Genomic DNA, 12323 nt, shown 5'->3' on the forward strand with positions numbered 1-12323 from the left:
AGACATTTATTATTTTAAACTTATGAATTACTAATTTTTCCCTATACTTTACTAATGTGATTTAACCTTAGTCCAAAGACTTGCACAGTATTCCTTTATATCCTGTTTTCTATCTTTAAATTCTTCATTCTTCTCATTAGACGTATCCGGTGCACATGCGGGATTTCCCTTATATTCATCATCCCTGAAATGTTCGTATACAGACTTCACACCACTGTCATATCCAATATATCTTGTATTTTCTAAAGCCACATCCTCCTGTAAAAAGTAATTAATATATTTATGGGCTAATTCAGTATTTTTGCAATTCTTAGTAATAATCATTGCATCAATCCACACATTTGAACCCTGATTTGGTACAAAAAATCCCATATTTTCATTTTCGGAAATTATATATGCACCATCTCCGGAATACACAACCGCCATATCTTTATTGCCGGAAATCATGTTATCCATAACATCATCTCCAACATATACCGGTTTCATAGTTTTCTGCTGGTCTATCAGCCAATTGTATGCCTCATCTAACTGGGATTTTTTATCTGTATTCATGGAATATCCCAGTGCCTTAAGAGCCACCATTAAGGAGTCCCTTTCTGAGTCATACATATAAATTTTGCCGCTATACTTTTTGTTCTTTAAAATATCCCATCCCTCAGCTAAATCCTTCTCATCTACCTTAGTTTTGTCATAGACAATACCTACTGTTCCCCAGTAATATGGCACGCCGTACTGACTACCTTTATCAAAGCTGTTTTCAAGAAGGGAAGGAATAATCTTATCCTTGTTGGTTATAAGATTCCAATCTATCTTCTGAAGATAATCCTCGCTAATTAACCTTTCAACCATGTAATCAGAAGGGATAATAACATCATATTCCGCACCGCTTTGAATTTTGGTATACATGGTTTCGTTAGAATCAAAGGTTTCGTAAACAACATCACAGTTGTTCTCTTTCTCAAATCTGTCTATTAACTGTGGGTCAACGTATTCTCCGCTGTTAAAAACCCTAAGTACCGGTCTGCTGCTTATATTGTTAAATCTTACTACACAAAATACTGCAACACCTACTACCGCAACGGCACTAACCACTGCCACCACGCGCTTCCACACTCCTGTTGCAGCACTTGCCTTCTCAACATTTTGCCCTCTTTTCTTCTTATAAATGGCAGGTATTACATTTATAACCACCAGTACCACAACAATAAGTAAAATAAGAAGAGTTGACAGTGCGTTTATAGTCGGGTTGGTTCTCTTTGACATGTTGTACACAACTATGGAAATGTTTGACACCCCATTTCCTGTTACAAAGTATGAAACCACAAAATCATCCATTGACATTGTAAAGGCAAGGAGCATTCCCGCATAAATTCCCGGTTTTAACATTGGAATAATTACCTTTGTTAATGCCTGAAATGGTGTTGCCCCTAAGTCCATTGCCACGTCTGCCAGATTATGATCCATGCTTCTTACTTTTGGATATACACTGATAATAACGTAAGGGGTACAAAATGCTATATGTGCCAAAAGCATGGTAATATAGCCTCTTTCCATTCTAACTGACGTAAATAAAATCATCAGTCCTATAGCCGTAACTATATCCGGATTCATTATGGGCATATTATTTACGTTAAGAAGCCATTCCTTAAGCACTTTTCTGCTTTTTGACAAACCGATGGCTGTTATTGTTCCAAGAATGGTGGATACCACCGTGGCAATTAACGCAATACTTATGGAAACGTATACTGCTGATATTATGTTGTTATCTGTTAAAAGCTTCCTGTACCATCTAAGGGAAAATCCTGCAAAGTTGGTAAGGGATTTTGATGAGTTAAATGAGAAAAACATTGTCACCAAAATCGGCAGATAAAAAAACACAAACATTAATGTAATGTATAATTTTGAGCCTATGGAGATTTTCTTTTTCATTTGTCACCTCCATTTTCTTCCGGATCAATCTTTTTCATTAATCCCATCATTGCCAATATTATTATTGCAAGAATAACTGATATTGCACTTCCGAAATTCCAGTCTCCCACGGAAATAAACTGGTTTTCAATAAGGTTACCAATTAATACAAACTGATGTCCTCCTAACAATACCGGAATTACGAATGATGATATGGATAACAAAAATACCATGGTAACACCACTTATAACTCCAGGAAGGGACAACTTAAGTATAACCTTCGTAAAGGTCTGAAATTTATTTGCTCCCAAATCTCCTGCTGCTTCTACCAATGAATGATCCATTTTGGCTAATGACGTATGAATAGGTATAACCATAAAGGGAAGCAGGTCACATACCAATCCCATAATAACCGAGAAATTGGTGTACATCATAGTTACCGGATTAAGTCCTATGGCTTTTAATAACGTATTCACTATTCCGTTGTCTGAAAGAAGGCTAATCCACGCATATGTCCTAAGCAGGGTGTTAATCCACATAGGAATTGTAACTAAAAGTATTAAAATATTTTGTATTTCATCATTAAATTTCGATATTATATATGCCATGGGATACGCCAAAGCAAGGCATATCACTGTGGTTATCAGTCCCATTTCCAATGATTTTACAAATACATTAAGGTAAACCGGGTCTGATATTTTTTTGAAATTATCTAATGTAAAATGTATCGTAATAAGGGAATTATCCCCTGTGGTTACGGAATATAGCACAACTAATACAAGGGGAAGTGCTATAAGCAAAAACGACCATAACACATAGGGCTTTACCAGTCCTTTGAAATGCTGCATAGCTACCTCCTAATTTTCCATTTTGTGCATAACCTGAATATCATAAGGGTCTATGGTAAGACCTATTTCAATTCCCAACTCGATATTTTCCGTAGTATGCACCTTATAATTTCTGTATTTGCACTGCACCAGATACTCATAATGAACACCTTTAAAAATTTTTGACACAACCTTTCCTACAACTTTGCCCTCTTCCGGTGCCACTATATCCATATCTTCCGGTCTTAAAACTACCTCAATTTCCTCGTTATCCTTAAATCCCTTGTCAACACATTCCCACATTACATCATCAAACTTAACAAGGCAGTCCTTTATCATATTTCCTTCAATAATATTGGATTCTCCAATAAATTCCGCCACAAATCTGTTTTGTGGTTCGTTGTAAATATCAATGGGGGTGCCTATCTGCTGAATAACTCCGTCGTTCATTACAACTATTGTATCAGACATGGTAAGAGCTTCCTCCTGGTCGTGAGTTACAAATATAAAGGTTATGCCTACTTCCTTTTGAATTTTTTTAAGCTCCGTCTGCATATCCTTTCTAAGCTTCGCATCAAGGGCACCTAGTGGCTCATCAAGAAGTAAAATCTTTGGTTCATTAACCAAAGCCCTTGCAATGGCAACTCTTTGCTGCTGCCCTCCTGAAAGGCTTGTTACATCCCTTTTCTCATATCCTTTAAGACCTACTAATTCAAGCATTCTCTTCACTTTTTTATCTATTATATTTTTGTCTGTCTTTTTTAAATTAAGACCGAAAGCTATATTGTCGTACACATTTAAAAATGGAAAAAGGGCATATTTCTGGAATACAGTGTTGATTTCTCTTTTATATGGTGGAATCTTTGAGATATCCTTACCACTTACTAACACCTGTCCGTTACTTGGCTCTTCAAAACCGCCTATTATTCTGAGAATTGTGGTTTTTCCGCAACCACTTGGCCCTAAAAGTGTAAGAAATTCATTTTCATAGATATTTAAGTCAATTCCTCTTAAAACCTGTTGTTCCCCAAAGTTTTTTGAAATATTCTTAAGTTCAATAATTGTATTTCCCATTTTTGCCTCCTTTTTTAATAGTATTGTCGTCTTTTCATTAGCCGGCTGATTATTCAAAGATTTCATCTAAAAACCTTTATCTAAAAACCTTTATCTAAAAACTTTCATCTAAAAACTTGGTGGACTGCTTATCCACAACACTTTTGCACCGTTTTTTGATTTAAGATAATGCTTATATTTTGCCTCGTAGTAAAATGATTCACCTTTTTTTGCCTTAAATGAACGGTTTCCCAAAACTATCTGCACCGTTCCTGACAACACATACCCAAACTCTTCTCCCTCATGGGGATTATCCGGGTATGTAGCTCCACCTGCTTCTAATGTAAGAAGTATAGGCTCCATTATGTTTTTCTGGGCATTTGGTATTATCCACTGAATATTATTTTTTAACTCTTCATCTGTTTTTTCAAAATAATCTTCCTTTGAGAAAACTATCTGCTTGTCCTCATCGTCACTAAAAAAATGCTTTAAATCCGTGCCTAAACACTGCAACACATCTATTAATGTGGCAATAGATGGGGATGTGAGATTATTCTCCATTTGTGAAATAAATCCCTTTGACAATTCTGACCTGTCTGCCAATTCTTCCTGTGTCAGCCCGTTGGCAATTCTTAATTCTTTTATTTTGCTTCCTATATCCATTATATAACTTAATTACCTTCCTTAGTTTTCATAAACTAAACAAAAAGTTTAGTATTTCTAACCCTAGAATACTATATAAAAATATGGTGGGAATGTCAATATAATTGTGGTGGGATGTGAAATTATTTTTGGGATGTGAAATTATTGTGTGGTCGGTTGGATTTGTCTTTTCAAGTTTTTCAATGGTACCCTGTGGAGAGTTGCGTGGAATTTTAGTGCTTCCAACTGCTTTTGGACAGTTGGTTTTTCATTTTCAAACTTTCCAACCGTCCCCCACAGAAAAATAAGTTATTTTGCCATCAAAAAAGCAGTTGAATTGTCCATTTTCAAACATTCAACTGCTTTTTGACATATAACGCTTCCGCTCCGATTCAACCACCATAGTCTAATCACTACAGCACACCTAGCATCTACTAGCCTCTGTTCTGTGCATCTACCAGATTCTTGCTGTGATAAATTTCCCTAAGCTTAGGCTTTTCAATCTTTCCTGTAGCATTTCTAGGTACTTTGGCGAAAATAATCTTTCTAGGTCTCTTATATCTTGGAAGTTCCTTGCAGAACTCATTTATTTCTTCTTCGCTACATTCCGTATCAGGATTTAACTCAATAATGGCTGCTGAAATTTCCCCTAATCGCTCATCTGCCAGTCCAATTACGGCAACATCCTTAATTTTAGGGTGCTTGCTTAAGAAGTTCTCTATCTGTACCGGATATATATTTTCACCACCACTGATAATAACGTCCTTCTTTCTGTCAACAAGATAAATAAAGCCATCCTTATCCATTTCTGCCATGTCTCCGGTATAAAGCCATCCGTCCTTAAGACATTCAGCTGTAGCTTTTTCATCGTTGTAGTAACAAGTCATAACCCCGGGGCCCTTAACAATAAGTTCCCCTACGTCTCCCTGATTAACTTCATTACCTTCAGTGTCAACAATTTTAGCCTGCCAGCCATATCCCGGCACACCAATTGCTCCTACCTTATCAATATTATCAACACCTAAATGTACACAACCCGGCCCAATTGATTCGCTTAAGCCATAGTTGGTGTCGTACTGATGATGTGGAAAATATTCCTTCCATCTCTTAATGAGACTTTGAGGCACAGGCTGAGCACCAATATGCATAAGTCTCCACTGCTTCAAATCATAATCTTCGATTTTAAGCTCACCTCTGTCTAATGCCAGCAAAATATCCTGAGCCCAAGGCACTAAAAGCCATACAATAGTACAATGCTCTTTAGATACTGTTTCAAAAATAGTTTTAGGTGTAACACCCTTTAACAAAACTGCTTTTCCACCGGTAAGAAGACTACCGAACCAATGCATTTTTGCCCCTGTATGATAAAGAGGCGGAATACACAAAAATACGTCATCCTTTGTTTGTCCGTGATGATTCTGTTCAACCTTTGCCGCATGCATAAGGCTTTCGTGATTATGTAAAATAGCTTTCGGAAATCCTGTTGTTCCTGATGAAAAATAAATTGCCGCATCATCCTCATCGGTAATTTTAATATCCGGTGACAATGAAGAACAGTTTGAAACAAGATTATCATAATTTTCTGCAAAAGAAGGGCAATCCCCACCTACATAAAACAAAATTCTCTTTTCATCTATTTCATCTACAATTTCTTCTATACGCCCAATAAATTCAGGCCCGAAGAAAAGAACATCTGTCTCTGAAAGCTCCAGACAATATTTAATTTCATGTTCGTCAAAACGGAAATTCATTGGCACTGCCAATGCTCCTGTTTTTAATATTCCAAAGTAAATAGGCAGCCACTCTAAGCAATTCATCATAAGAATTGCTACTTTATCACCTTTTCTTATGCCTCTGCTAAGTAACAGGTTAGCTACCCTGTTAGCCTTTTCGTTAAATACATGCCATGTTATTTCACGTCTGTACTGCTGACTTAAATCCGGCTGGATTAACTCGTACTCACGCCATGTAACACGCCTTTTCTCCTTTATATCAGGATTAATTTCCACGAGAGCCACATCATTTGCATATTGTATGGCATTTCTCTCTAATAATTCTGTGATAGGCATTTATTTATCCTTCTCTCTTTCTTTATTTCCCTTTAGTTGTAATGGTGCACAGCCATTTAAATAACATTAGAATCCAAACAGTCTTTTGGCATTTTCTCCAAGAATCAGTTTCTTTTCATCATCATTAAGTCCTGTATTGTCAAAGTCTTCCAAAGCCTGTTTCTGGTCGTACCATGGGCTGTCGGTTCCAAACAGTATTTTGTCAGCACCGTGTTTTCTCACCATTCTCACAAACTGCTCATTGCCAAGTCTTACAGGGAACCTTCTGTTTAAGACTACTGCTGTATCCATATAAAATGGAAGACCTGCCAGTTTTTCTTCCACTTCATCCCATAATCTCCATCCACCCATATGTGCCAGAATAAGTTTTTCCGGCTGAATATGTTTCCACAAATTAAGAACCATATCCGGTGTGCAGTGAATAGTATCCGGAAGACCTACATCCTCTCCTGCGTGTACTATTATTCCCAGACCCTTATTTGCTGCATAATCAATGAGCCTTATATATCTCTCATCATCAAAAAATACATGTTGATAATCCGGATGAAGCTTAATTGCCTTAAGCTCCATAGACGCAATATCATCTATGATTTCCTTGTAATTCTCACAGTCGGGATGAATGGCACCAAAGTTAAACACCTTTGTTTCATCCATTTTTTCATTGGCTTTAACTGACAATTCGTTGATTTTTTCAGGTTGTGTAACATTAGTTGCCACAGGGCAAACCACTGACAAATCAATTCCTGCACTTTTAGTGCTGTCAGATAATCCCTGAAACGTAGGGATTCTGGCACATTTAACCTCAAAGCCCTGACCTCTTACGATATCCTCTTCCATATGCTCTATGGCTCTGGCTGCTATCTTGTACGGAAATGTATGGGTATGAATATCAATGATCATTTCAAATTCCTTCTTATTTAAAATTCGTAGCCTCTCTCAAAAGCTGCCACGTTAATATCTATAGTCTTTGGTGGAACAGTTTTCTTAATTACATCAATCCACTGTTCTTTCGGGAAGTCCATTCTCTTTGCAGCAACTCCTAAAATAATAACGTTGAAAACCCTTGGATTGCCCATGGCTAAAGCTTCAGCCTGAGCATCAACGGAAATAACCTTATGTTCCTTTGACAGATTTTCAATAATATTTTCAGGATATTTTGCCACTCCCGTAACTACAGGCATAGGGTCGATTCTCTGATCATTAACAATAATAACCCCATCCTTTTTTAAGTAGTGAGCATATCTTAAAGCCTCTAATCTTTCAAAAGCAATCAGTACATCTGCCTGACCTTCCTCCACTATAGGCTCTGCTACCTTTTCTCCATATCTTACATATGTTACAACGCTTCCTCCACGCTGTGCCATTCCGTGAACTTCTGATAATTTTACATCATATCCTGCGGCTACTGTAATTCCCCCTAAAATTCTGCTGGTAAGGAGAGTACCCTGACCACCAACGCCTACTATCATAATATTCCTTGTTTCTGCCATGATTATTCTCCTTTCTTTTTAAGTTCTATAGCTCCAAACTTACAATTGCTCATGCAAAGTCCACAGCCGTTACACATTGTTCCGTCAATTGCCACTGTTCCATCTTCCTTTTTAGTCATGGCAGGACAACCCGGAACTAAACACTGTCCGCATTTAACACATTTTTCAGGTATTGTATAACATTTTCCCTTAGGAACAAATGACTTAAGAAGTGCACATGGTGACTGGGAAATAATAACTGAAACCTCATCCCTTGCAACTTCTTCCTTAACTACCTTGGTTAATTTATCAACATCAAAAGCATCAACTACTTCAACATGTTTAACTCCCAATGCATGACATAAATCCACAAGATCAACTGCATATGCCGGCTCACCGTCTAGTGTTTTTCCTGTTGCCGGATGATCCTGATGTCCTGTCATTCCTGTTGTTGAATTATCCAAAATAATAACTGTACCTGTAGCCTTGTTATAAACCATGTTCATAAGTGAATTTACACCTGTGTGAAGGAATGTAGAATCACCAATTACGGCTACCCAGTTTTTAATGTAATCTTTTCCTTTTGCCTTCTCCATGCCGTGAAGAGTTGAAATACTTGAGCCCATACAAAGAGTTGTATCAACTACTGCCAACGGGTTTACAGCACCTAATGTGTAACATCCAATGTCACCTGCCGCATGAATTCTTAACTTCTTAAGAACGGAATATGTACTTCTGTGAGGGCATCCCGGACAAAGAATAGGTGGTCTTGCAGGAGCCTCATTTGAAGCTTTAACCTCAATTGTTTCACCTAAAATCTTCTCTCTTAACATATTGGCACTGTACTCGCCCTGAATTGTAAATAAATTTTTGCCGTCACATTCAATGCCCATTGCCTTAACCTGTTCTTCAATTACAGGTTCAAGCTCTTCCACAATTACAAGTCTGTCAACCTTTGACGCAAAATCCTTTATAAGCTTCTTTGGAAGAGGATGTACCAATCCCAGCTTCAATACTGAAGCCTCAGGTAAAACTTCCTTAACATACTGATAAGGTATTCCACTTGTAATAATTCCTATTTTTGTGTCATTATATTCTACTTTATTAATATCTAATGTATTAGCATCCTCAGCCATTCTGTTCATACGCTGTTCAACAAAAACGTGACGTTTAATGGCATTAGCAGGCATCATAACATTCTTTGCAATATTTCTCTCGTAAGGCTTATCATCAACCTCTACTCTATCCTCTAAATTAACAATACCCTGGGAATGAGCAATTCTTGTAGTTGTTCTTAAAATAATCGGTGTATCGTATTCCTCTGATAACTCATAAGCTCTCTTTGTAAATACCCTTGCTTCCTCACTGTCTGACGGTTCAATAACCGGAATCATGGAAGCACGTCCAATCATTCTTGTATCCTGTTCATTCTGTGAGCTGTAAATACCCGGGTCATCGGCTACAACAACCACCATACCACCATTTACTCCAATATACGCTCCTGAGTAAAGAGGGTCTGCTGCCACATTAAGACCTACCATTTTCATCATACACATAGATCTGCAGCCTGCCATGGATGCTCCTATGGCTACTTCCGCTGCCACCTTTTCATTAGGTGCCCATTCTGCATAAACCCCATCATACTTAACAATATTTTCACTTATCTCTGTACTAGGTGTTCCCGGATAAGCTGATGTTACCTTAACTCCGGCTTCATAAGCTCCACGGGCAATAGCTTCGTTACCTAGCATAATAGTCTGCTTGCTCAATATCTTCTCCTACCTCTCTTGAATAAATGTATCGCAATAACACTTTTTATTGCTTTAAAGTAATAAACTTAATTATAATTTATCCTGCATTATAAGTCAATGTATCAAGTTGACCATATCTGTAAAAAGGCTATTCCTTCTAATGCGGGAATCACGTATATTAAATTTCCCACAGCTTTTACTATCTTCACAGCTATCAACAACAAAAATATAAGTGATATAGCGACACACATTCCCGCTAATTTAATTTCAAATTTGCTTATTATTAAAAAATCAGAAAATCTCATATCCTATTATTTACTACTGCTTTAAATGCTCTTTAGCTGTTGTTTCTGTTTTTTCATTGTAACATTCAAAGATTTCGTCAAGTTCCTTATCACTTTGCTTCTTTGTAAACAGGCTGATTATAGGAACGATTATAAGTCCACCTACCATGGCTATAACACCTGAATTAATTGATGACTTAAATACATAACCAAGAACTGTCCCCCAGCCTGTAATATCTATTCCTGCCAAAGTTATTATAAGCTGGATAACTGCAATGGAGCACCCCCAGATGTAACAAACTACTGTAGCTGTTTTCGTAATGCCCTTCCAGTATAAACCATAAAGGAATGGTGCCAAAAATGCCCCTGCAAGAGCTCCCCATGAAACACCCATCATCTGTGCAATAAATGTAACTTCCGGATGTGCATCCTTAAATATAGCTATAACTGCTGAAACAAGGATAAAGAACACAATAAGTAATCTCATTAACGTAACCTGTTTCTTTTCTGTAATTTCCTTTTTGCATGCCGGCTTTATAACGTCTAAAGTAAATGTTGAACTTGATGTAAGTACCAGTGAAGAAAGGGTTGACATTGATGCAGACAATACAAGTACAATAACCACTGCAATTACAATAGAAGGTAATGTAGAGAGCATGGTAGGAATAATAGTGTCAAATAAAGGCTTTCCTGTAGCTTCATTAATGGTTATTTTATCACTGTACAATCTTCCAAATCCACCTAAGAAGTAGCAGCCTCCGGCTACAATAATGGCAAATACTGTAGAAATTACAGTTCCCTTATGTATATCTTTTTCACTTTTAATGGCATAAAATTTTCCTACCATTTGTGGAAGTCCCCATGTTCCAAGAGATGTAAGGACTACTACAAACAAAAGTGCCAATGGATCAGGTCCTAAAAATGATGAATAAGCTCCCTGCCATCCTGCATCTCCTGTGATAGCTGAAAGATTTTTTGTTGCATTAACCAAACCGCCATTATCTACAAGAACTGCACCTATAACAGCACATATACCAAACAGCATGATAATGCCCTGAATAAAATCATTAATGGCTGTTGCCATATATCCGCCAAATATTACATATACACCGGTAAGCACTGCCATTACTGCAATAACTACCCAGTATGGAATATCAAAAACCAGACCAAACAAGCTGGACAATCCGTTATACAATGATGATGTATATGGAATTAAGAATATAAATACTATAATTGATGCAGCCACCTTAAGTGGTGTTGAGTTAAATCTCTTACCAAAGAAATCAGGCATGGTTTTTGCATCAATATGCTGTGTCATAACTCTTGTTCTTCTTCCTAATACGTTCCATGCAAGAAGTGAACCAATAAAGGCATTTCCAAGACCTGCCCATGTGGAAGCCAGTCCAAAATTCCATCCAAACTGTCCTGCATATCCAACGAAAATAACCGCTGAAAAGTATGAAGTACCAAAGGCAAATGCTGTAAGCCATGGGCCTACCGAACGTCCTCCAAGAACAAATCCATTTACATCTGTTGTGTGTCTTCTGGTGTAAAATCCCACAAATATCATTATGGCAAAAAACACTACCAGCATAATGGAACATAATGTAACTGTTGTCATTTTAATTCCCTCCAAATTATTATGTGAATATATTTCCGTGGCTTTAAAGCGTTGAACTTTAAACCGTTACGCTTTAAAGTAGTAAAGCAATTATATAAAAAAAGAAACTGCTTGTCAACAACTGGTTTTGTCAACAGGCAGTTCCTAAACTACTTACTGTATTTCTTTTCAATATCTGTTATCATATCCACCCTTCTTGCATGTCTTCCGCCTTCAAATTCAGTTCCGAAAAACTCATCAAGAATCATCTTTGCCAGTTCAGTTCCAACTACACGGGCACCAAAAGCTATAATATTAGCATTATTATGCTGTTTTGTAAGCTTTGCTGAATAAGGCTCGCTGCAAACAGCTGCTCTTACTCCCGGAACCTTATTGGCACTCATGGATATTCCAATTCCCGTTCCACAAATAAGTACACCGTAATCAACTTCCTTAGAAACTACTGCTTCTCCTACTTCCTGACCCTTACTTGGATAATCGCATTTAATTATTTCACCGTTTTCATCGTAATTAGTTCCGTAATCAACACATTCATATCCTTTTTCTTCCATATATTTCAACAATTCATTTTTCAAATCAATTGCTGCATGGTCGCATCCAAATCCAATTTTCATTTTATTTTCCTCTTTTTTAATAATATATTTGTATTTTCATTTTAACCAGTACGGTATTATATGTCAAATCCATAATGGAATGCTT

General features: G+C 37.2%; 10 protein-coding genes. All 10 read right to left on the reverse strand.

Annotated features, from left to right (window positions below; translation table 11 throughout):
• Positions 1–51 precede the first annotated feature (51 nt).
• On the reverse strand, positions 52–1929 hold the full coding sequence (locus DWW68_RS07545) for an extracellular solute-binding protein (RefSeq protein WP_118589241.1): 1878 nt from the start codon (positions 1927–1929) through the stop codon (positions 52–54).
• Complete coding sequence (locus tag DWW68_RS07550; RefSeq protein ID WP_021952178.1) at positions 1926–2756, reverse strand: ABC transporter permease; 831 nt, start codon at positions 2754–2756, stop codon at positions 1926–1928. Before DWW68_RS07550 ends, DWW68_RS07545 begins: the two co-directional genes overlap by 4 nt.
• Positions 2757–2765: 9 nt before the next feature.
• On the reverse strand, positions 2766–3809 hold the full coding sequence (gene potA, locus DWW68_RS07555) for a spermidine/putrescine ABC transporter ATP-binding protein (RefSeq protein WP_118589240.1): 1044 nt from the start codon (positions 3807–3809) through the stop codon (positions 2766–2768).
• A gap of 108 nt (positions 3810–3917) precedes the next feature.
• Complete coding sequence (locus DWW68_RS07560) at positions 3918–4451, reverse strand: helix-turn-helix domain-containing protein (RefSeq protein WP_118589239.1); 534 nt, start codon at positions 4449–4451, stop codon at positions 3918–3920.
• 413 nt (positions 4452–4864) lie between these two features.
• Positions 4865–6499, reverse strand: coding sequence for a class I adenylate-forming enzyme family protein (locus DWW68_RS07565; RefSeq protein WP_021952175.1), 1635 nt, complete (start codon positions 6497–6499; stop codon positions 4865–4867).
• Between the two features lie 66 nt (positions 6500–6565).
• Positions 6566–7399 carry an amidohydrolase family protein gene (locus DWW68_RS07570; RefSeq protein ID WP_118589238.1) on the reverse strand — a complete coding sequence of 278 codons (834 nt, stop codon included), beginning with the start codon at positions 7397–7399 and terminating at the stop codon, positions 6566–6568.
• A gap of 17 nt (positions 7400–7416) precedes the next feature.
• Positions 7417–7989, reverse strand: a complete 573-nt coding sequence (locus tag DWW68_RS07575; RefSeq protein WP_021952173.1) for an indolepyruvate oxidoreductase subunit beta — start codon at positions 7987–7989, stop codon at positions 7417–7419.
• Between the two features lie 2 nt (positions 7990–7991).
• Positions 7992–9719 carry an indolepyruvate ferredoxin oxidoreductase subunit alpha gene (gene iorA, locus DWW68_RS07580; protein ID WP_347497899.1) on the reverse strand — a complete coding sequence of 576 codons (1728 nt, stop codon included), beginning with the start codon at positions 9717–9719 and terminating at the stop codon, positions 7992–7994.
• Between the two features lie 318 nt (positions 9720–10037).
• The gene (locus DWW68_RS07585) at positions 10038–11624 is read right to left on the reverse strand and encodes a transporter SSS family (protein WP_021952171.1); all 1587 of its coding nucleotides are present in this window, start codon (positions 11622–11624) and stop codon (positions 10038–10040) included.
• Between the two features lie 149 nt (positions 11625–11773).
• A complete protein-coding gene (rpiB, locus tag DWW68_RS07590; RefSeq protein WP_021952170.1) occupies positions 11774–12238 on the reverse strand; it encodes a ribose 5-phosphate isomerase B in 465 nt (154 codons plus the stop codon).
• Positions 12239–12323: the final 85 nt, after the last annotated feature.

The sequence above is a fragment of the Eubacterium sp. AF16-48 genome (assembly GCF_003479405.1).
GTDB lineage: Bacteria > Bacillota > Clostridia > Lachnospirales > Lachnospiraceae > Eubacterium_G > Eubacterium_G segne.